This is a genomic window from Shimwellia pseudoproteus (assembly GCF_016415625.1).
In the GTDB taxonomy this organism is placed as follows: Bacteria; Pseudomonadota; Gammaproteobacteria; order Enterobacterales; family Enterobacteriaceae; genus Shimwellia; species Shimwellia pseudoproteus.
Genome location: NZ_WBXP01000041.1, coordinates 14,786 through 33,929, shown reverse-complemented (window position 1 = coordinate 33,929; position 19,144 = coordinate 14,786). Strand labels below are relative to the sequence as shown.

The window sequence follows — 19,144 nt, the reverse complement described above, 5'->3', positions numbered from 1 at the left end:
CGGCGAAGGTGAGTTGATGGCTCATGATGTCCCTCTGGGATGCGCTCCGGATGAATATGATGATCTCATATCAGGAACTTGTTCGCACCTTCCCTAGTATTAATAAGGTCTGTCCGTGGCATATTATCAAAACTTACGTTCAGGTAAGTAACTGAGAAAACGTAACTTATTGACTCATCCTTAAATTTGAAACAGGATGATCGGGTTTGCCCGGGGCTGACTGTCATCTGCTCAGCCAAATTGTATTTACCTGAACCGAGAGTGGAGAAGTGTATGAGCACAGTAGTGGTCTATTTTTCTGGTTATGGCCATACCCAGCGTATTGCTGAAGTGGTGGCGCAAGGGGCCGAGGCTGAACTGATTGCCGTTGATAATAATGGTGATATTCCTGAGGGTGACTGGCACAAACTGGCGGCAGCCAGCGCGATTATTTTTGGCGCCCCGACCTATATGGGCGGAGTGCCCTGGCAATTTAAGAAATTTGCCGATGCATCCTCCAAAGTCTGGGGCGTGCGGGGCTGGCAGGATAAAGTCTTTGCCGGGTTTACCAACAGCGCCAGCCTGAATGGTGATAAACAAGTTACCTTGCAGTACCTGCAAACCCTCGCGTCCCAGCATGGCGGGATCTGGGTCAGCCTTGGGCTGTTGCCGGCCAATACCCTGGCCGCTACCCGCCAGGACGTTAACAACCTTGGTGGCTCGGTAGGGCTGCTGGTGCAGTCTCCGGCGGACGCCAGCGCCGATCAAATTCCCCAGGGTGACCTCGATACCGCCCTGAAATTTGGCCAGCGCGTGGCGGCGGTGGCGGCACGTCTGAATTAATCTGTTCCCCGCATATTTTCCCGTCAGGGAAGCATCAATGCCAAAGCGCCGTTCAGGCGCTTTTTTATTGCCGGCCCGCGGCCAGTGGCAGTGTTATCAGGGCGGCGGTGGCTGACACTGGATTTATTAATGTGATTTACATCACTATATAAATGCAACGAATTGAAAATGAAACGCCGTTTTGTTATTAATGGTAGCGGTTTGCTGGTGGTGTACACCGGTTACCGCGATAACGACAGCACCACTGAGAGCACCACGGACAGCAAAATGGCGATCATTAAACACTGTAAACCGGGCGCCCACGCCCAGGTTGCCGAGGCCCGGGCCAGCGGGGGGAAAGATATTCTTGATGATCCCCAGCGGACCCGATTATTTATCGCCCGCTTACGGGCGCGCATTGATAATGCGCCATCGCCCGCCGAGCGTGAGCGGTTAGCAAAACTGTTACATGAGCTGGATAACTGGCTGGCGTCGCAGCGCAAAAAATAGCGCGAGCCGCACATCGCGGTGATAGTGTTGCTTTTTATGCGGTTACTGTAACCAGACTGGCGGCGTGGCGGTACAATCATCGGTAGCGATTTTTCGAACGCTAACGTGATTCACTATCTGTCTGGCTGTGCCTCTGCGGCATGGTCATGGCACCCAGGAGGTTATATGTCCCATTTTGATGATGTGCTGGCGCAGGTTGATGCGACCCTGCAGGAAAATGTCATTACCCATATGAATGAATTGCTGGTCGCGCTGAGTGATGATACGGCGCTGTCCCGTGACGATCGCTACCAGCAGCAACAGCGTTTGCGGGTCGCCATTGCCCATCACGGTAAATCTGAACGGGAAGATGCCCGGGCGCCCCACGATGATCGCCGGGAACATCTCACCCGCGGCGGTATGATTTCCTGATAACGCCCCGGCCAGCTGCTGGCCGGGCTTACCTGCTCAGAACTGACGTCTGGCCACCAGCCAGGCGCCAAGCACCAGTAACCCAGCCCCCAGCAGCGGGCTTGTCAGGGCCCGCCAGCTGATCCCGGGATGGCGGGCAATATCAATCACTAGCCCACCCACCAGTTGGCTGGCCACCAGTACTGCAATCGTGGTGGCGGCTCCGAGATACTGATACCCCGAAATACTGGCAAACACGAAGAATGATCCCAGCAGCCCGGGGATCAAGGTCCACCAGTGGACACTGGATGCCAGCTCCTGTACCCCGGCAACCCCCTGTTTCACCAGCAGCAGGGTGGTGAACAGCAGGATCCCTACCAGGGCGTTCAGCAGCATCGCAATCAGGATGGTCGAACTGTTCTGGGTGATCCTGACCATAATGGTATTCTGGACCACCAGGCCCACCCCGGCGGCGATCAGAAACAGCAGGGTCACGCTGTGGTTCATGGGTTACCGTCCGGGTCCCGGCGGTTATCCAGCTGTAACTGCATAAAGGTCAGATCCAGCCAGCGGCCAAACTTGGTGCCGACCTGGGGCATCTGGCCGGTGATGGTAAAACCCAGCTTGTGATGCAAATGGACCGAGCCGCTGTTCTGGCTTTCAATCCCGGCCACCATGACGTGGATACCACGCTGGCGGGCAATATCGATCAGGGTAATCATCAGCTGCTGGCCAACCCCATTTCCCTGATGCTCCGGGTGCACGTAAACCGAGTGCTCCACCGTATGGCGAAAGCCGTCAAATGCCCGCCAGTCGCCGTAGGAGGCATAGCCGATAACCTGGCCATCCTGTTCGGCCACCAGCACCGGAAAATGGCGTTGCTGGCGCTGGGTCATCCACTGGATGCGGTTCTCGCTGTCCACGGTGTTGTCATTCCAGATGGCGGCAGTAAACCGCACCGCGTGGTTGTAAATTTCCGCAATGGCCGCGCAGTCTGCCCGGTCAGCATGGCGAATATTCATGTTGCTTCCTTGGTTGTGTTCACTATAGTGACACTATGAATAATATAGTCGACACATTAAATCAACGGATCGCGAGCCGAATTCGCATCGAGCGGGAGTCCAGAGGCTGGTCAGTGGCCGATTTGGCCGGGCAGGCCGGGGTGTCCCGGGGGATGATCCATAAAATTGAGCGGGCGGAAAGTAGCCCCACGGCAACCCTGCTGGGGCGCATTTCCGGGGCGTTTGGCATCAGCATGTCCACCCTGATAGCCCGGGCGGAAATGCCCGAAGGCCAGCTATTGCGCCAGGCCGATCAGCCGGTGTGGCAAGATCCGCAAAGCGGCTATTTGCGCCGTCATCTCTCCCCGCGCAGTGACGTGCCGGTGGATCTGGTGCAAATCACCTTGCCGCCGGGCAGCGATGTGCCGATGCCGGCCGCTGCCTACATAGATGCCCGCCAGTTGATTTGGGTCCAGCAGGGGGCGCTTATCTTCCGCGAAGGGGCGCACCTGCACCGGATGGCCGCCGGAGATTGCCTGGCGCTGGGGCCACCGAATGACTGTGCGTTTATCAACCGCAGCGATGCTCCCTGTATTTATGTGGTGGTGCGGGCAAACCTGGCGCGCTGAGCCTGAATTTCCGGCCATGGTTTGCATTTTCCGGTTGCGCCACCCTCCCTGCGGTGTAATAACCAGGCTATAACTAAACAAAGCCAGCAGGATAACGACTATGTATTTTTCACGTGACGCGTATCTGGCGCGAATTGGTTATCAGGGGGAGGTGGCAGCAGATCTCGACACCCTGAAAGCGCTGCATCTGCACCACTGCTGTACCATTGCCTTCGAAAATCTCGATGTGCTGCTGGGGCGCGAGATCTCGGTGGATCCGCAGCATATCTACGCCAAACTGGTGACCGCCGGGCGCGGTGGCTATTGTTACGAGCAAAATGGCCTGTTTGAACAGGCGCTGGCGGATATTGGCTTTGAGGTGCGCGGGCTGAGCGCCCGGGTGCTGGTGTCCCAGCCGCTGGAAATGCCGGGCCGCACTCACCGGCTGAACCTTGTGGAGCTGAATGGCGCCCGCTGGATTGCCGATGTCGGCTTCGGTGGCTCCACCCTGACCGCACCGCTACGCCTCGATGAACGCGGGGTGCAGACCACCCCCCACGGCCGTTACCGGCTGGGGCGCGCCGGGGCAGATTTTGTCCTGTTTGTCGCCTGTGGCAACCAGTGGCACGCCCAGTATCGCTTCGACACTACCCGGCTGTACTCCACGGACGATGAGATAGCCAATTTCTACACCGCCTGCTGGCCGGGCTCCCATTTCCGGCATCACCTGCTGCTGGCGCTACAACACCCGAACGGGGAGCGCACCGGGGCAGTAAACCGGCGGATTACACACCACACCGCCTGCGAGAGCCAGCAGCAACAGCTGGCGGATAATAACGCGCTGTATGATGCCCTCAGTGGCCGTTTTGGTCTGCGGCTTGATCATCCGCATTATGGGATAAGCCGGGAGGATTTCCTCGCCGCGATGGCAACGCTGGCGCAGGAGGGTCTCCCCGGCCGCTGAGCGCACTCAGAATAGGGTGTCCAGTTGTTCGATAACCTGGTAGTTATCGTCAACCAGTAACAGGACTTTCCATTTGTCAAAGGTCAGGCAGGGGTGAGAAGTGCCAAACACCAGAATATCGCCGACCCGGACATCACTCCCCGGCCCGAGGCGCAGCATACAGTGCTGATCCATAATACCGGTGCTGGTGATACTCCCGGGGGCCAGCGCTAAGGGCTGCCCGTGGCGGTAGTGGGCGATGGCCTGAGGAAGTCCGGCATCGAAGGCGCAATCGCGCTTACCAAAATTGACCACGGCCATTCCCGGCTCCGGTACTGACTGCACCAGGGCTACGATCTCCAGTGCCGAGGCCAGATCCCCGGCGAGATCGCAGGCCACCGCGTCTCTGTGCTTCAGCGCCTGCTGGGCCTCCTCGTAAATGCCGGTGTCGTGGGTAATGTAGCACCCGGGACGGATAACAATACGGGTATTCGCGGGCCTGGGGGCCGATAACCAGATATTACACACCACGTCATACCAGACGCTGCCCGCCCCGGTCAGCACAAATTCGCCGTCCACCAGCGGGGCCATGTCGCAGGCCAGGGCGGCGGCGTCCCGCAGCAGGGATTCTATCTGGGCCTGTGGGTTATCGCCGTGCAGCACGCCTTCATATAATTCCAGGCCGCGTAATGTCAGCCCCGGCAGTGCCGCAATCTCCTCGGCTAATTGCCGGGCCGCAGACACCGACCGGCACCCACAACGCCCGCCGTTCACCCCGAGCTCAACCAGCACATCCAGGGTCTGATGATGACGGGCGAAAAACCCAGACAGCGTGCGGGCATTTTCCAGGCTGTCCACACAGCAGAGGTAGTCCACCTCCCGGTAGTGATTTTTGAGCTGTGAAACCAGCGCCATACCGGCTTTGCCCACCAGTTGATTTGCCATCAGTACCCGCCGGATGCCACTTGCCATGGCGGCAGCCGCCTGCCAGGGGCTACCGACCCCAATGGCCCAGGCACCGGCATGTTGCTGGGCCCGGAAGATCCACGGGGTCATGGTGGTTTTACCGTGGGGCGCGAGTGATACCCCGCGGGTGTCGGCATAGCGCTGCATCCAGGCAATATTATTGCGCAGTGGCTGTTGTTTAATGACCGCCGCCGGCAGGCAGACATCTTCGTTCAGCAGGTTAGCCGGGGTAAACAGCGGGGCTGATTTATGGGGGATAGCGATACTTTCACGGTATTTCATAACACTTATCCTTTATGTTGATAATAAACAACGGCAATGGATATCTAATGTAATTCAATGAAAATAATGATAATTATTTAGTTTGCGTGATATTGATGAATAAAAGTATCATAAAACAATCTTGATTTTGCGTAGTTTTCCACTGTTTTACCAGTAAGTAAATGGTTAAATCAGCACCATGAAAAAGCACGGAGTGAATGTGATGAAAGCCGACTGGTTGTTTAAAAATGTCACCGTGATTGACGGTAGCGGCGGCCCCGCTTACCGGGCCGATGTGGCGGTAACCGGGGATCGTATCACGGAGATTGCCCCCGCCATTACCCGGCCAGCGGCACAGGCTATCGACGGAGAAGGCCAGGTACTGGCCCCGGGATTTATTGACGTCCATACCCATGACGATACCAACGTTATCCGCATCCCGGAGTATTTGCCGAAGATAAGCCAGGGGATCACCACGGTTATCGTCGGTAACTGCGGCATCAGCGCTGCCGGGGCGACTATTCGCCACCAGGTGCCGGACCCGATGAACCTGCTGGGGGAGAAGCAGCACTTTGTGTACCCGACCGTGGCGGATTATGCCCGCGCCGTTGAAGCGGCCCGCCCGGTGGTCAATGTCGGCACCCTGGTGGGGCACACCAGCCTGCGTAATAACCAGATGGATGACCTGTTCCGCGCCGCCACGGCGCAAGAGATCCGCGCCATGGGCGACGAGCTGCGGGTGGCATTACGCCAGGGGGCGCTGGGAATGAGTACCGGCCTGGCCTATGCCAGCGCGTTCCAGGCCACCACTGAAGAGGTCATGGCCCTGGCGGAAGCGCTGGCGGCGGAAGGCGGTATTTACACCACCCATCTGCGGTCGGAGTTTGAACCCATTCTCGATGCCCTTGACGAGGCGTTCCGTATTGGCCGCCACGGCAAAGTGCCGGTTGTGGTATCCCACCATAAATGCGCCGGGGCAAAAAACTGGGGGCGCACCACGGAAACCCTGGCGCTGTTTGACAAAATGCGCCAGCACCAGGAGATTGGTTGTGACTGTTACCCCTATTCGGCGAGCTCGTCGACACTCGATTTGAAACAGGTGACGGACGAGTTTGATATCGTGGTCACCTGGTCACAACCCTGCCCGGAGGAAGCGGGCCAGACCCTGCAACAGATTGCCGAAAAATGGGGCGTCACCCTGAATGATGCTGCCCGGCGGCTAATGCCCGCCGGGGCCATTTACTACAACATGGACGAGCAGGATGTCCAGCGGGTGCTGCGCTACCCGGTCACTATGGTGGGGTCCGACGGTTTACCCAATGATCCGATGCCGCATCCCCGCCTGTGGGGGGCGTTTCCCCGGGTGCTGGGCCATTATAGCCGTGATAAGCAACTGTTCCCGCTGACCACCGCAGTACATAAAATGACCGGCCTCTCGGCGGCCCGCTTCCGGCTGCCTGAGCGGGGCCTGGTTAAAACGGGCTACTATGCGGACCTGGTGCTGTTTAACCCCGACACCGTCCGGGATGTCGCCAGTTTTACCGATCCACAGCGCCCGGCGGAGGGGATCAACGCGGTGATGGTAAATGGCGTGATGAGTTACCGGGATAACCACCAGATAACGGGCCGGGCGGGGCGTTTTCTGCGCCGCCAGCCTCAACAGTCATAGTCAGTGAATAACAAGGAGCAACGATGAGTATTACGCGTTACGGCAGTGAAGGCAGCACCGGCACCGGCGGGCAGCATTTGCCGTTCTCCCGGGCAGTGGAAGCCGGAGGCTGGTTATACGTTTCCGGCCAGACACCAATGAAAAACGGCGAAGTGGTTGAGGGCGGGATTGTGGAGCAGTCCCGGCTGGCTATCCAGAACTGCATTGATATTATGACTGAGGCAGGCTACAGCCTGGCGGATGTAGTCCATGTCAGTGTCATCCTGACGGATGCCCGTTACTTTACCTCCTTTAATAATGTCTTCCGGGAGGTTTTTGGCGCGCATCCACCGGCGCGTATTTGCTGCGTTGCCGATTTAGTGGTGGACTGCAAAGTCGAAGTTGATGTGACCTGTTTTAACGCGAACAGGATCAAATAATATGCCCTGACGGGAGTCATCGTTCCCGTCAGATAATCATCTTACCCGATGTCATAAATACCCCGGCATTTTTGTTTTAATTACACAGGATCAGACAGACAAATAATCATGGCGCAGAAATACTGTGCCCGGGTTCCTCTTGCTTAATTATCAGGATGTGAGTATGAATAGTCATGTCTTTTTAACCGGTTTCGTTATTTATGCGTTAGCCATGATCTGGCTTGGCTGGTATGTATCGCGCCATCAAAAAAACGGCGAAGACTTTCTGCTGGCCGGGCGTTCATTGCCGATGTTTTTGACCCTCGGCACCACCGTGGCAACCATGGTCGGGACCGGCTCCAGCATGGGGGCAGTGGGGTTTGGCTACAGCCACGGCTGGGCCGGTATGCTGTATGGTGTCGGTGGCGCTATGGGTATTCTGCTGGCGGCCTGGTTATTTGCCCCGCTGCGTAAATTGCGCTTTATGACCATGAGTGAAGAACTGTCTTATTATACTGGCGGCAGTCATTTAATAAAAAATATAGTCGGTATCATGATATTTATTGCCTCTGTCGGCTGGCTGGGGGCGCATATTCTCGGCGGCAGCTTATATCTCTCCTGGGCCACCGGTATTGACCCGGCACTGGCGAAAATAATTATTGCGCTGGCATTTGCAATCTATGTCATTATTGGCGGATATTCCGCCGTGGTGTGGACGGATACGGTTCAGGCGCTGATCTTGTTTTTCGGTTTTATTTTGATGGCGATCCTCGCGGTGGCGCATGTCGGCGGCTGGGAGGCGATCCGTCAGGCGGTGGACCCCCGGGCCCTGAGCCTGTTCGCGGTGGATAAAATGGGCGCGGTCCCGGCACTGTCTCTGGCGATGGTGATTGGCGTTGGGGTGCTGGCCACGCCGTCCTACCGCCAGCGGATTTACACCGCGAAGGATGTGGGGGCCGTGCGGCGCTCGTTTATTTTTACCGGCGTGTTATATCTTTTTTTCTCGGTGTTGCCGGCGATTATCGGCATGGCGGCCTTTACCATGGACCCGCAACTGGCCAACAGTAATTATGCCTTCCTGGTGGCGACCCGCTTTTTACCGGCGGCAGTGGGGCTGGTGGTGCTGATTGCCGGGCTGTCCGCCACTATGTCCTCCGCCAGCTCTGATGCCATTGCCGCCGTGGCTATTATGATGCGCGATCTCTACACCCTGATAACCGGCCGGATGCCCGGGGATGATAACGCTATTCGCGTCTCGCGCTGGATGCTGGCCGGTGTGATTGGAATGGCGCTGATTTTTGCCCTCACAGCCGACGATATTATTAGCTATATCACCAAAATGATTGCCATGCTGATGTCCGGGCTGTTTGTCTGCTCAATGCTCGGGCGCTTCTGGTTACGCTTTAACTGGCAGGGGGCGCTGACGGCGCTGATCGGCGGGATGGCGGTATCGGCGGCAGTCCTGCTGCACCCCGGATGGCTCGCCTGGTGGGGCAATCCCTGCATCCCGTCGGTACTGGGCAGCCTGGCAGGTGGGGTGATAGTGACGTTGTTAACCCCGGCAAGCCCGGTAACCCGGGCGCAGGCGCTGGAGATAATCACCCGGGAGCGGGAGAACCAGCCGGCCACTGCAGGGCCGGAAAAGGCCCGCGGTTAATCCCCCAGCGGCTGGCGATCGGCGCCGCCCCGGTGATCATCAAGGGCGAGTTTGATGCGCCGTAACCGGTCCTTGGCCTGGGCTTTGTTCGCCATGGCCAGCTCGGTGGCCAGCACGTCAACGGTGGCGAGCATGGCATAGCGGGAGGTACTGGGCTTAAAAATATAGTCGTTCTCGCGCACGATAAGCGGCAACAGCAGATTTGCGTGCCTGGCCAGGGGGGTATCCGGGGGGGTAATGGCTATCACGCTGGCGCCGTACTGCCGGGCAATGCCGGCGCTTTCGGCGATTTCCGGGGTATAGCCCCCGAGGGACAGGGCGATAACCACATCCTGAGGGGCCACGGCGGCACACATCATCCGCACCAGTAGCCCGTCCTGCTGGCTGGTCACCGGCAGGCCGAGGCGAAACAAGCGGTACTGTAATTCCTGGGCACAAATTGTCGACCCGCCCCCCATGCCGATGGCGAGGATCTGCCGCGCCTTGCTCAGCAGGGCAACGGCCTGGTGCAGTGTCCCGCTATCCAGCGCCCGGCGGTTGGCCTCCAGCACATGAATAATCGACCCGTAAATACCCTGGATGCCTTCCAGATCCGGCACATCGAGAATAAAACGTTGCCCCACGGCCAGGGACTGGGCCAGTTTTATTTTCAGCTCCCGGACATCTTTACAGCCCAGCGCCCGGGCAAAGCGGGTTACCGATGCCTGGCTGGTATTGGTTAAACGGGCCAGCTCCGCAATGGGCAGTGCCGCCGCCGCCGCGACATCGTCGAGGATAAACTGCGCAATGCGTTTTTCCGTGGCGGTCAGCGCCACAAACCGGTCACTGATGCAGGAAATAATATCGATACTGTATGGCATATGTACTATCAAGCCCCTGGTGGATATTGGTACTTTGTACCATAAAGCGCCGGGTAATGGTGTGCGGGATGCGGAAAAACCGCCAGCAGGCTGGCGGTGATAACAGTGAAACGGATTAGCGCCGGTAATTATAGCGCTTTCAGGGGCACTGACGGGTCGGCCAGGCTGGCCGGATCGGGCCGGCAGGCGTACTGGATAAGTTTACGCAACTGGCGAATATCACGGCCCTGATTCAGGGTAACGGCCCCGGCCAGGGCGCCATTCACCAGATTAAACCAGATGGCGTTCCCCTGATCCGGATCACCGCGCTGGAGCCAGTTGTCGCCGGCCATCTCGCCAATAAACTGCACGTTGGCCTGGTACTGATCGGTCCAGAACCAGCCCGGGGTGTCCTCTGGCGGGGGCAGCCCCAGCATGGCAGCCGCGGCCAGCCGGGCTTGCCGGTTGGCATTCTCCCAGGTTTCCCGCCGGGCGAGGCTGCCGTCCGGCTGGCGGACCCGGGCCACATCCCCCGCGGCGAAGATACCGGCGGCGGACGTGCGGCAGTGATTATCCACAATAATGCCGTTGTCGGTCTCAAGCCCGGCGTCAGCGGCCAAGTGATCATTGGCCAGGATACCCACACCATACACCAGCAGATCAGCACGGCATTGCGTACCGTCCTGGAGTAATGCGTTAATCTCACCGCCAGCCAGGGTCAGTTGCTCAATCCGGTTGTTTACCAGCAGCTCAACCCCGTGCTGGCGGTGCTGTTGTGCCAGCCATGCGCGCACCGGCGGCGGCGCGTTGCGGCCCATCACCTCCGGGGCCATTTCCACCAGGCTGACCTGGCACTGGCGCTGGGTTGCACTGGCCGCCAGTTCCAGCCCGATAGTGCCGCCTCCGACAATTATCAGCCGTTTCCCGGGCTGTAGCGCAGCGCGCAGCCGGGCGGCGTCACCGGTGTGGCGTAAGGTGAAGGTGACATCGCCCAGCGCATCCAGCGCCGGTAGCGGGCGGGCTTTTGCGCCAGTGGCCAGCAGCAGCTGGTCCCAGCGCAGGCATTCCCCGGTTAACAGCTCCACCTGCCGGGTTGCCCGGTGGATGCGCGACACCTGCACACCGGTGCGCAGGGTGACCTTGTTCTGCTGCCACCAGTCAGCCGGCAGCACCGGCTGGAGTGCGGGATTGTCATCCAGCAATGCCGCCTTCGACAGCGGCGGCCGCTCATAGGGTGGGCAGGGCTCATCGCTGAGCAGGGTCAGCCCGCCATCAAAACCGTTGTGGCGCAGGGCCGCAGCGGCCATGGCCGCCGCCTGACCACCGCCAATAATAACAATCTGTTCTGCCATCATGGTTCCTTCGATTTTACAAGTCGAGCCCGGCGGCAACATGGCGGATCCCGCGGATCGCCAGGCCGCCGTCGGCATTTATCATCACGCCGCTCAGGGCACGGTTATTGCGCCGGGAGGCGAGCATCACATAAGGGCCGGTAAAGTCCGCGGCCTGGGGGAAGAATTGCAGCGGCAGGATGGCGGCAACGTTTTCCGGGGTCAGTGAATCCATGATGCGTTTGTCATCCTGGCCGAGGGCCTGAGGGCCACGCAGATCCGACGCCATTCCACAGGGGCCAACGCCATTCACCCGCACTTTCGGGGCCAGTTCATAGGCCAGCTGGCGGATCAATCCGGTGGCCGCATGTTTACTGGCGGTGTACAGCGGGCCACCGCCCCCGGGGTACCAGGCGGCATTAGAGAGGGTGAAAATCATGCTGCCTTCGCTGGCGATCAATGCGTCGGCACACGCCTTAGCCCCGAGCAGGTAACCCAGCACATTAACGTTAAACAGCTCAGTAAACCCACGGGAGAGCTGCCGGGGATCGGTGGCGAGCAGCGACGCATTGTGATCCCAGATACCGGCGTTACCGATAAAGCAATCCAGCCGGCCAAAGCGGGTAATGATGCTGTCTACCGCCCGCTGGTAGTCTTCATAGCAGGTGACATTGCCCTGTATGGCGACGACGCGCTCACCAAAACGCTGCTGTAGCTGTGCCACTTTTGCGGCGGATAACTCCAGAGTGGCGACCCGGGCGCCTTCTTCCAGGCAGCGTTCAATCAGCGCCAGCCCCAGGCCGGAGCCACCGCCAGTAATAAAGACCACTTCATTATCTAAATCACTCACCTGGTATCCTCCGGGATCTCAACGTAGACATCACTGCCTTCAAGGCTCACCGCATAGGTGGCTATCGGGTCGGTGGCGGGCAGGCAGGTTGGTTTGCCGGTTTTCAGGCAGAAAGAGGCCGCGTGCAGCGGGCATTCAACGGTGGCGTCGTCCTCCAGATACCCTTCAGACATCGAGGCATTACCGTGGCTACAGCGGTCATTAATGGCATAAAATTGGTCACCGGATACCCGGAACAGGGCAATCGCCGGCGTGGTTTCCAGTTTCAGGGCTTCCCCTTCCGGCAGGTCCGCCAGTGAGCAGGCATAGATACGGGGCATTGTGGCTCCTCAGAACAGTACGCTCAGGTTGTGAGAGGTGATAACCGCCTGATCCAGCACAATATTGCGCGCCGCCAGTTGCCAGTTATCGTCAGAACCCAGGCGGCGAACCCGGTCAAAACGGGTGCCGATGTAGTAGGCTTCATCGCGCGCTTTTTGCGCCCGGTACAGCAGATAATTCACCCGCACATCAAAGGTATCCGGGGTGTCTGTCTCAGTGACCTGGCAGTTGGTTATCATATGGCGGGTGCGTGAAGGGGGCTCTTCAGCCCAGGCCATACCGGTTTCAAGCCGGGCAACACGGCGTTCAAGCTGGAATTTATTGTCGTTAAATAGCCAGGTGGTCGGCGGCTGAATACTTTTACGCCGGTCCCGGGTCTGGGCGTTAACCGTGGTGCGCAGGGTGTAGCGAATATCCTCAGCCAGCAAATCCAGCCAGGGGCGGAATTGCCAGTCATCCAGCAGGGCCGCTTCCCGGTACAGGAATTGCTGGATCTGATGATGCAGGTCGGGGGAGACAGCGCGGTGAGTGGTACTCATTTCACAACCTCCTGCTGGTAGGCGGCGGTTTTCGCGTTGATCTCTTCCCAGGAGTCACTGGTCAGCAGATCGGCCCAGCGCTGATACATGCCCCGGGCGGCCGTTTCCGAGAAGATATAATTGGTGGTGCCCGGGATGCCGTCATGGCGGACTTTTTCGTTACCCAGGCCCATCTCCACACACAGCCATGTATTGCGGGCCCGGTGGCCTTTGAGGATCTTCTGGATCTCGCACCAGTTTTCCGAGTCATCCTGCTCAAGAAATCCGGCCGGGCCGAAGGCGCGGGTGGCGCTATTTTCAAAGGCGTCTTTTACCTCCGGCGGGGCGGCTTTATCGGTGATGCAGAAGTTCCAGACTTCCACCTGGTCTGGTCCGCGCGGGTGCCAGATACGCAGGGTGGCGGTGCCGTTAAGCCAGGAGAGTGTCGGGAAGATATTATTGTGGCCCGCCAGCCTCAGGGCACGCACCTCGCCAAGCCGCTGTCTGGCTTCCTCAACGGTATCGCGGTAATAACGGGCAACCTCGCCATCCACCCAGACATTGGCGTCGGGCTGGTTGGTAAAAAAGAAGCCGCTGCCGTGGCCGTTTTCGCCGAATTGCAGGGCATCCCGGGCGGTTTCCCATACCGGGCGGGCAGTCTGGTCCGCCCCCAGTTTTTGCCCGCTGCCGTCATTATTCGCCCCCAGCACCTGTACCGCAGAGGCGTGGCTGAACAGCGCATGATATTGATCACTGGCAAATTGTTCCGCAGGGAATTTCCAGTTGCAGTTGATTATCCATTTCTGTACCCCGCCAACAATTTCCGTGCCGCCTTCCCGGCGATCCAGCACCCCGTCCAGATACCAGGCCATATCCCCGAGGTAGCTTTTCAGATCCGGGGCGCTGTTATCCCAGTTACCGAAGATCAGGCCCTTGTAGGTTTCAAGGCGGCTCACCTCCGTAAGGCCCCAGTGGGATTTGCATAGCCCATGGGGATAGGCCCGTGCTTCGAGGGGGACATCAATCAGATCGCCATTAATGCCATAGGACCAGCCGTGGTAAGGGCAGGTGAAGGCGCGGGTGTTGCCGCTGTCCGCATAGCTGACCCGCATCGAGCGGTGGCGGCACTGGTTAAGAAACGCCTTGATGGTGCCGTCTTTTTGGCGGATCACCACGATGGGATCTTCCCCCATGTAGGTATTAAAAAAATCCCCGGCGTTGGGGAGCTGGCTCTCATGGGCGAGAAACAGCCAGCAGCGGCCAAAAATACGCTCCAGTTCGAGCTGATAAATAGCCGGATCGCTATAGATATGCGGGGTGACCCGGCCATTTTGGGTGTCGATCAGACGGTAGATGTCGGGGAGGGATGTTTGGGTCATGTTGTTATCCTGCCTGTTATTTTTATGTTTTTCAGCCGGTTGCAGGGAAGTAAGGGCACAGCGTACAGGGACATGGCAACCGGCAATTTCGCAGTGAATGTTGCATATTGGTTGCGTGAGTGTGAAATTGTTTATATCTACCAGCTAAGACGTTTTTTATATTGCGATGAATGGAGGCGGACATGGAATTGCGGCATCTGCGCTACTTTGTGGCGGTGGCGCAGGAACTTAACTTTACCCGGGCGGCCCGGAAACTGCACACTTCCCAGCCCTCACTCAGCAGCCAGATCCGCGATCTGGAACAGGGTGTCGGCGCCACGTTACTGGTGCGCGATAAACGCCAGGTCACCCTGACCGCCGCCGGGGCTGGCTTTCTGGAGGACGCCCTGCATATCTTACAGCTGGCGGAGCAGGCGCAAATGCGTGCCCGCCAGGTGATGCGCAACGATCGGCGGCTGGCCATCGGGTTTGTCCCCGCAGCCGAGGTGCATGTATTGCCCCATGTGCTACCGGAACTGCGCCTGAAGCAGCCCGACACCCGTATTGAACTGGTGAGCCTGATAACCACCCAGCAGGAGGATAAACTCGTCAGCGGCGAGCTGGACATTGGCTTTATGCGCCATCCGGTGGTGAGTGACGCTCTTGAGCACTGGGTGGTGTTTCGTGAGCCGCTGGCGGTGGTGATGCCCGGGGACCACCCGCTGGCGGCCCGGCAGACTATCCACCCGGATCACCTGAACGGGGTGGATTTTGTCGCAACGGATCCGGCCTACTCCGGGCAACTCTCCCGGCTGGTTGACGAATGGTGCGCCAGCCACGCCTGCCAGCCGGCGATAGTCCAGGTCGCGACCAATATTCTGGTGACCATGAACCTGGTGGGCATGGGGCTGGGGGTCTCCCTGGTGCCCGGTTATGTGGCGCGCTTTAATACCGGGCAAGTGGTATTCCGCCCGCTGGCCGGGGACGCCCCGGTTATCGAGCTGTTGATGGCCTGGCGCCGGGACAATACCAACCCGGCGCTGGAGGCGTTACTCAGTACGGTCAAAGCAAAACAGCAACTGATGCTCGCCGGGGCAGGCTGGCGGTTACCGCCGTGCTGACGGGCTGTTCCCGGGCGCCATCCCCCGTTGGATTTGCCGGGCCACCCGCTGCAGGGCAGTCAGGTATTTAGCCGCCGCCTGATCAATAGTCATGGCTTTGGCAATGTAGATCAGATTCAGGCAGCCGATAATGTGCTGGTCATCGAATACCGGCACTGCAATGGCGGCAATGCGCTCCTCCTGCTGCCAGCTCTGATGGTTTTCACCGTAACCCTGTTGTCGGGCCCGTTGCAGGATAGCCGCCAGCCGCAGGGGCTCCCTGGCCAGCTGGTATTCGGCTTCGGGCCGGGCGGCCAGCAGCGCGATCAACTGCTGGCGTTGGTTATCCGGGCAGAATGCCAGCCAGGTGAGCCCGGCGGCGGTCAACAGTAGCGGCAGGCGGCGGCCCACCATACTGCGGTGGAACGACAGGCGGCTAAAGCGGTGGGTGGTTTCCCGTACTACCATGGCATCCACATCAAGGGTGGTCACGTCCGTGGGCCAGACCACTTCCTGAAGCAGGTCCCCCAGTAGCGGGGCCGCCAGGGCAGAAATCCATTGCTCGCCACGAAATCCTTCACTCAACTCCCGCACTTTGAGGGTTAACCGGAAGCTGTCATCGGAATGGCTGCGGCGCACGTAGCCCTCATCCTGAAGTGTTTCCAGTATCCGGCGCACGGTGGTGCGGTGGATACCGCTAAGCTGCGCCAGCAGGGCAACACTGGCGCCGCCATCAAGACGATTTAACAAATTCAGTAACAGCAGGCCGCGGCTTAATCCGCGGACATTTTTGTATTCTGTTGTGGCGTCTGTCTTCATAATTTCCATTAAAAACAACGAAGTGCACTTAGTGCACCTGGCGTGAGTTTCTTATTGTCCACCGGTAGCGGCTGAATATACTGTCCGCAATACGATAAATCATTCACAAATTAATAACAAAGAATGAACAACTACCTGACCCTACATCGCAACCGCAATGAGGACACACAATGACAACCACCCGACCGGATCTCCAGGGGGCCAGCCCCCGCCATACTCAGGTGGCCATTCTTGGCGCAGGCCCGGTGGGCCTGATGATGGCGAACTATCTCGGCCAGATGGGGATCAACGTGGTCGTTATCGAAAAGCTCGACAGGCTAATCGACTACCCCCGGGCCATTGGTATCGACGATGAATCCCTGCGGACCATGCAGTCCGTAGGGCTGGTCGAGCAGGTATTGCCCCATACCACGCCCTGGCACGCCATGCGCTTTCTGACCCCAAAAGGGCGCTGTTTTGCCGATATCCAGCCAATGACCGATGAGTTTGGCTGGCCCCGGCGTAATGCGTTTATCCAGCCTCAGGTGGATGCCGTGATGTTTAGCGGCCTGGGGCGCTTCCCCGGGGTTAGCTGGCGCTTCTCCCGGGCGCTGGATAGTTTCACCCAGCACGACAGCGGCGTCACCCTGACCCTGACAACCCCCGACGGTAAAGGCGAAACCGTCACTGCGGACTGGCTGGTAGCCTGCGACGGCGGCGCCAGTACTGTGCGCCGTGCCCTGAATATCCCTTTTGAGGGCAAAACCGCCCCTAACCAGTGGATTGTGATTGATATTGCCAATGATCCCCTCGGCACGCCGCACATCTATTTATGTTGTGATCCGCAGCGGCCCTATGTTTCCGCCGCCTTGCCCCACGGCATCCGGCGGTTCGAATTTATGGTGATGCCCGGGGAAACCGAGCAACAGCTGCGCCAGCCTCACGCGATGCGCGCCCTGCTGAGCAAGGTGCTGCCGGACCCGGATAACGTCGAGCTGATCCGCCAGCGGGTGTATACCCACAATGCCCGGCTGGCGGCGCGTTTTCGCGCCGGGCGTGTCTTACTGGCCGGGGACGCAGCCCACATCATGCCGGTCTGGCAGGGGCAGGGGTACAACAGCGGCATGCGCGATGCTTTCAATCTGGCCTGGAAGCTGGCCATGGTGGTGCAGGGCCGTGCCGGGCAGGGGCTGCTGGATACCTATCAGCAGGAGCGCCGGGACCACGCCAAAGCGATGATCGATCTTTCAGTTATGGCCGGGCACGTCCTGGCGCCGCCGAAGCGCTGGCAGGGCGCGCTACGGGATGGCGTAACCCGCATCCTGAGCTATTTGCCACCGGTGAAACGCTACTTGCTGGAAATGCGCTTTAAGCCGATGCCCCAGTATCGCCAGGGGGCGCTGGTGGCTGACCCCGCCGGTAAACCGGGCCCGGTGGGCAAAATGTTTATCCAGCCGAAAGTGACCCTTGAAAGCGGTGAAATCCTGCGGCTGGACGACGTTATTGGCCCGCGCTTTGCCATTATCGCCTGGGGTAATAACCCGCTCTGGGGGCTGACGGCGGCGCAAATTAGCCACTGGCGCGGCCTGGGTTGCGCCTTTATTGAGGTGGTGCCGGAGGTACAAATCCATACCTCTCAGGATAACCACCCCGGGGTGATGCGGCTGGGGGATAGCGACAACCGGATCAAAACCTGGTTTGCCGATAAATCGGCCTCGATTGTGGTGCTGCGCCCGGACCGTTTTGTGGCCCTGAGTGCCATCCCACAAACCCTGGGGCCACAGTTAACCCGGCTGGCCGGGGCGCTGCATCTGGCGCCGGTGCAGGAAAGTGCCGGATGCCCCCATTCCCTTCAACAACCGGAGGTTGCCTGATGAGCGCCTATCTGCACTGTTTGTCCCACACTCCTCTGGTGGGCTATGTCGACCCGGCCCCGGCGGTACTGGATGAAGTTGACAGCGTTATCGCCGCCGCCCGGGGGCGGATTGCTGACTTTGATCCGCAACTGGTGGTTCTGTTCGCGCCGGACCATTACAACGGCTTCTTCTATGACACGATGCCGCCGTTTTGCCTCGGCATGGCGTGTAGCGCCATCGGTGATTTTCACAGCCTCGCCGGGGAGATCCCGGTCCCGGCGGAACTGGCGGAAGCCTGCGCCAGCGCGGTAATGGACGAGGGTATCGATCTCGCCGTCTCTTACTGTATGCAGGTGGATCACGGGTTTGCTCAGCCGCTGGAGTTGTTACTCGGCGGGCTGGATAAGGTGCCGGTACTGCCGGTGTTTATCAACGGGGTGGCGGTACCGCTGCCGGGGTTCCGGCGCGCCAGATTGCTCGGGGAGGCCATCGGGCGGTTTGTCCGGCGGCTGGATAAACGGGTGCTGATCCTCGCCTCGGGGGGGATTTCTCACCAGCCGCCGGTGCCGGAGCTGGCCACCGCCACGGATCATATGCGCCAGCGGCTACTGGGGGGCGGTAAGCAGTTACCGGCCGACGAACGCCAGCAGCGCCAGGCGCGCACCATCAGTGCCGCCCGCCGTTTTGTGGAAGATCAGCACAGCCTGCACCCGCTGAACCCGGAATGGGACAACCAGTTTATTACTCTGCTGGAGCAGGGCCGCCTGGCAGAGCTGGACACCATGAGCAATGCGGCGCTTTCTGCCGTTGCCGGCAAATCCGCCCATGAAATTAAAACCTGGGTTGCGGCCTTTGCCGCCCTTTCTGCCTGGGGGCCCTGGCAGAGCGAGGCCCGCTACTATCGGCCAATCCCCGAATGGATTGCCGGGTTCGGCTCCCTAAGCGCCGGGCCAAAAAACCGTTAACCGG

General features: G+C 59.3%; 21 protein-coding genes. 11 read left to right on the top strand and 10 right to left on the bottom strand.

Going from position 1 to position 19,144, the window contains the following annotated elements:
• Positions 1 to 273: 273 nt before the first annotated feature.
• The 3 genes from F9C28_RS15630 (at position 274) to F9C28_RS15620 (ending at position 1,722) form a co-directional block, all read left to right on the top strand.
• Positions 274 to 822, top strand: coding sequence for a flavodoxin family protein (locus F9C28_RS15630; RefSeq protein ID WP_199016270.1), 549 nt, complete (start codon positions 274 to 276; stop codon positions 820 to 822).
• Positions 823 to 990: 168 nt separating this feature from the next.
• Positions 991 to 1,311 (top strand): hypothetical protein, encoded by a 321-nt coding sequence (locus F9C28_RS15625; protein ID WP_199016269.1) that lies wholly within the window; start codon positions 991 to 993, stop codon positions 1,309 to 1,311.
• Between the two features lie 165 nt (positions 1,312 to 1,476).
• Positions 1,477 to 1,722: a YdcY family protein gene (locus F9C28_RS15620; RefSeq protein ID WP_199016268.1), complete on the top strand. Its 246-nt coding sequence runs from the start codon at positions 1,477 to 1,479 to the stop codon at positions 1,720 to 1,722.
• A 36-nt stretch (positions 1,723 to 1,758) separates the two neighbouring features.
• Here F9C28_RS15620 and F9C28_RS15615 read toward each other — a convergent pair whose 3' ends face one another.
• Complete coding sequence (locus tag F9C28_RS15615; protein ID WP_199016267.1) at positions 1,759 to 2,208, bottom strand: DMT family transporter; 450 nt, start codon at positions 2,206 to 2,208, stop codon at positions 1,759 to 1,761.
• Entirely contained in the window at positions 2,205 to 2,723 is a 519-nt protein-coding gene (locus F9C28_RS15610; protein WP_199016266.1) for a GNAT family N-acetyltransferase, read from the bottom strand. The genes F9C28_RS15615 and F9C28_RS15610 overlap by 4 nt, the downstream gene beginning before the upstream one ends.
• Positions 2,724 to 2,758: 35 nt before the next feature.
• Here F9C28_RS15610 and F9C28_RS15605 point away from each other — a divergent pair, with 35 nt between their 5' ends.
• Together F9C28_RS15605 and F9C28_RS15600 are read left to right on the top strand one after the other, a co-directional pair.
• On the top strand, positions 2,759 to 3,331 hold the full coding sequence (locus tag F9C28_RS15605; RefSeq protein ID WP_199016265.1) for a helix-turn-helix domain-containing protein: 573 nt from the start codon (positions 2,759 to 2,761) through the stop codon (positions 3,329 to 3,331).
• 100 nt (positions 3,332 to 3,431) lie between these two features.
• Entirely contained in the window at positions 3,432 to 4,274 is an 843-nt protein-coding gene (locus F9C28_RS15600; protein WP_199016264.1) for an arylamine N-acetyltransferase family protein, read from the top strand.
• Positions 4,275 to 4,280: 6 nt separating this feature from the next.
• On the opposite strand, the gene F9C28_RS15595 is transcribed toward F9C28_RS15600, so the two are convergent.
• The gene (locus tag F9C28_RS15595) at positions 4,281 to 5,501 is read right to left on the bottom strand and encodes an amino acid deaminase (protein WP_199016263.1); all 1,221 of its coding nucleotides are present in this window, start codon (positions 5,499 to 5,501) and stop codon (positions 4,281 to 4,283) included.
• 202 nt (positions 5,502 to 5,703) lie between these two features.
• Between F9C28_RS15595 and F9C28_RS15590 the strand changes: the two genes are divergently transcribed.
• The 3 genes from F9C28_RS15590 to F9C28_RS15580 all read left to right on the top strand — a co-directional run bounded on the left by F9C28_RS15590 (position 5,704) and on the right by F9C28_RS15580 (position 9,204).
• Positions 5,704 to 7,149: an N-acyl-D-amino-acid deacylase family protein gene (locus F9C28_RS15590; protein WP_199016273.1), complete on the top strand. Its 1,446-nt coding sequence runs from the start codon at positions 5,704 to 5,706 to the stop codon at positions 7,147 to 7,149.
• A gap of 23 nt (positions 7,150 to 7,172) precedes the next feature.
• Positions 7,173 to 7,568, top strand: a complete 396-nt coding sequence (locus F9C28_RS15585) for a RidA family protein (protein WP_199016262.1) — start codon at positions 7,173 to 7,175, stop codon at positions 7,566 to 7,568.
• A 163-nt stretch (positions 7,569 to 7,731) separates the two neighbouring features.
• Positions 7,732 to 9,204, top strand: coding sequence for a sodium:solute symporter family protein (locus F9C28_RS15580; protein ID WP_199016261.1), 1,473 nt, complete (start codon positions 7,732 to 7,734; stop codon positions 9,202 to 9,204).
• Here F9C28_RS15580 and F9C28_RS15575 read toward each other — a convergent pair.
• The 6 genes from F9C28_RS15575 to hcaE form a co-directional block, all read right to left on the bottom strand.
• Entirely contained in the window at positions 9,201 to 10,064 is an 864-nt protein-coding gene (locus F9C28_RS15575; protein ID WP_199016260.1) for a MurR/RpiR family transcriptional regulator, read from the bottom strand. The two genes, F9C28_RS15580 and F9C28_RS15575, sit on opposite strands and share 4 nt — an antisense overlap.
• Before the next feature lie 128 nt (positions 10,065 to 10,192).
• The gene (gene hcaD / locus F9C28_RS15570; protein WP_199016259.1) at positions 10,193 to 11,398 is read right to left on the bottom strand and encodes a 3-phenylpropionate/cinnamic acid dioxygenase ferredoxin--NAD(+) reductase subunit; all 1,206 of its coding nucleotides are present in this window, start codon (positions 11,396 to 11,398) and stop codon (positions 10,193 to 10,195) included.
• Positions 11,399 to 11,411: 13 nt separating this feature from the next.
• On the bottom strand, positions 11,412 to 12,224 hold the full coding sequence (gene hcaB, locus F9C28_RS15565; RefSeq protein ID WP_199016258.1) for a 3-phenylpropionate-dihydrodiol/cinnamic acid-dihydrodiol dehydrogenase: 813 nt from the start codon (positions 12,222 to 12,224) through the stop codon (positions 11,412 to 11,414).
• On the bottom strand, positions 12,221 to 12,544 hold the full coding sequence (hcaC, locus tag F9C28_RS15560; RefSeq protein ID WP_199016257.1) for a 3-phenylpropionate/cinnamic acid dioxygenase ferredoxin subunit: 324 nt from the start codon (positions 12,542 to 12,544) through the stop codon (positions 12,221 to 12,223). The genes hcaB and hcaC overlap by 4 nt, the downstream gene beginning before the upstream one ends.
• Positions 12,545 to 12,553: 9 nt before the next feature.
• Positions 12,554 to 13,084, bottom strand: coding sequence for a 3-phenylpropionate/cinnamic acid dioxygenase subunit beta (hcaF, locus tag F9C28_RS15555; RefSeq protein WP_199016256.1), 531 nt, complete (start codon positions 13,082 to 13,084; stop codon positions 12,554 to 12,556).
• Positions 13,081 to 14,442 carry a 3-phenylpropionate/cinnamic acid dioxygenase subunit alpha gene (gene hcaE, locus F9C28_RS15550; protein ID WP_199016255.1) on the bottom strand — a complete coding sequence of 454 codons (1,362 nt, stop codon included), beginning with the start codon at positions 14,440 to 14,442 and terminating at the stop codon, positions 13,081 to 13,083. Before hcaE ends, hcaF begins: the two co-directional genes overlap by 4 nt.
• Before the next feature lie 182 nt (positions 14,443 to 14,624).
• Between hcaE and hcaR the strand changes: the two genes are divergently transcribed.
• Complete coding sequence (gene hcaR, locus F9C28_RS15545; RefSeq protein ID WP_199016254.1) at positions 14,625 to 15,542, top strand: DNA-binding transcriptional regulator HcaR; 918 nt, start codon at positions 14,625 to 14,627, stop codon at positions 15,540 to 15,542.
• Here hcaR and F9C28_RS15540 read toward each other — a convergent pair.
• Complete coding sequence (locus F9C28_RS15540) at positions 15,528 to 16,340, bottom strand: DNA-binding transcriptional regulator (protein ID WP_199016253.1); 813 nt, start codon at positions 16,338 to 16,340, stop codon at positions 15,528 to 15,530. The two genes, hcaR and F9C28_RS15540, sit on opposite strands and share 15 nt — an antisense overlap.
• Before the next feature lie 170 nt (positions 16,341 to 16,510).
• Here F9C28_RS15540 and F9C28_RS15535 point away from each other — a divergent pair, with 170 nt between their 5' ends.
• Together F9C28_RS15535 and mhpB are read left to right on the top strand one after the other, a co-directional pair.
• Positions 16,511 to 18,193 (top strand): bifunctional 3-(3-hydroxy-phenyl)propionate/3-hydroxycinnamic acid hydroxylase, encoded by a 1,683-nt coding sequence (locus F9C28_RS15535; RefSeq protein ID WP_199016252.1) that lies wholly within the window; start codon positions 16,511 to 16,513, stop codon positions 18,191 to 18,193.
• Positions 18,193 to 19,140, top strand: coding sequence for a 2,3-dihydroxyphenylpropionate/2,3-dihydroxicinnamic acid 1,2-dioxygenase (gene mhpB / locus F9C28_RS15530; RefSeq protein ID WP_199016251.1), 948 nt, complete (start codon positions 18,193 to 18,195; stop codon positions 19,138 to 19,140). The genes F9C28_RS15535 and mhpB overlap by 1 nt, the downstream gene beginning before the upstream one ends.
• Positions 19,141 to 19,144 lie beyond the last annotated feature (4 nt).

What these genes read in the sequence shown, in the direction of transcription:
- F9C28_RS15630 (WP_199016270.1), top strand. Translation starts at nt 274, where the DNA reads ATGAGCACAGTAGTGGTCTATTTTTCTGGTTATGGCCATACCCAGCGT.
- F9C28_RS15625 (WP_199016269.1), top strand. Translation starts at nt 991, where the DNA reads ATGAAACGCCGTTTTGTTATTAATGGTAGCGGTTTGCTGGTGGTGTAC.
- F9C28_RS15620 (WP_199016268.1), top strand. Translation starts at nt 1,477, where the DNA reads ATGTCCCATTTTGATGATGTGCTGGCGCAGGTTGATGCGACCCTGCAG.
- F9C28_RS15615 (WP_199016267.1), bottom strand. Translation starts at nt 2,208, where the DNA reads ATGAACCACAGCGTGACCCTGCTGTTTCTGATCGCCGCCGGGGTGGGC.
- F9C28_RS15610 (WP_199016266.1), bottom strand. Translation starts at nt 2,723, where the DNA reads ATGAATATTCGCCATGCTGACCGGGCAGACTGCGCGGCCATTGCGGAA.
- F9C28_RS15605 (WP_199016265.1), top strand. Translation starts at nt 2,759, where the DNA reads ATGAATAATATAGTCGACACATTAAATCAACGGATCGCGAGCCGAATT.
- F9C28_RS15600 (WP_199016264.1), top strand. Translation starts at nt 3,432, where the DNA reads ATGTATTTTTCACGTGACGCGTATCTGGCGCGAATTGGTTATCAGGGG.
- F9C28_RS15595 (WP_199016263.1), bottom strand. Translation starts at nt 5,501, where the DNA reads ATGAAATACCGTGAAAGTATCGCTATCCCCCATAAATCAGCCCCGCTG.
- F9C28_RS15590 (WP_199016273.1), top strand. Translation starts at nt 5,704, where the DNA reads ATGAAAGCCGACTGGTTGTTTAAAAATGTCACCGTGATTGACGGTAGC.
- F9C28_RS15585 (WP_199016262.1), top strand. Translation starts at nt 7,173, where the DNA reads ATGAGTATTACGCGTTACGGCAGTGAAGGCAGCACCGGCACCGGCGGG.
- F9C28_RS15580 (WP_199016261.1), top strand. Translation starts at nt 7,732, where the DNA reads ATGAATAGTCATGTCTTTTTAACCGGTTTCGTTATTTATGCGTTAGCC.
- F9C28_RS15575 (WP_199016260.1), bottom strand. Translation starts at nt 10,064, where the DNA reads ATGCCATACAGTATCGATATTATTTCCTGCATCAGTGACCGGTTTGTG.
- hcaD (WP_199016259.1), bottom strand. Translation starts at nt 11,398, where the DNA reads ATGATGGCAGAACAGATTGTTATTATTGGCGGTGGTCAGGCGGCGGCC.
- hcaC (WP_199016257.1), bottom strand. Translation starts at nt 12,544, where the DNA reads ATGCCCCGTATCTATGCCTGCTCACTGGCGGACCTGCCGGAAGGGGAA.
- hcaF (WP_199016256.1), bottom strand. Translation starts at nt 13,084, where the DNA reads ATGAGTACCACTCACCGCGCTGTCTCCCCCGACCTGCATCATCAGATC.
- hcaE (WP_199016255.1), bottom strand. Translation starts at nt 14,442, where the DNA reads ATGACCCAAACATCCCTCCCCGACATCTACCGTCTGATCGACACCCAA.
- hcaR (WP_199016254.1), top strand. Translation starts at nt 14,625, where the DNA reads ATGGAATTGCGGCATCTGCGCTACTTTGTGGCGGTGGCGCAGGAACTT.
- F9C28_RS15540 (WP_199016253.1), bottom strand. Translation starts at nt 16,340, where the DNA reads ATGAAGACAGACGCCACAACAGAATACAAAAATGTCCGCGGATTAAGC.
- F9C28_RS15535 (WP_199016252.1), top strand. Translation starts at nt 16,511, where the DNA reads ATGACAACCACCCGACCGGATCTCCAGGGGGCCAGCCCCCGCCATACT.
- mhpB (WP_199016251.1), top strand. Translation starts at nt 18,193, where the DNA reads ATGAGCGCCTATCTGCACTGTTTGTCCCACACTCCTCTGGTGGGCTAT.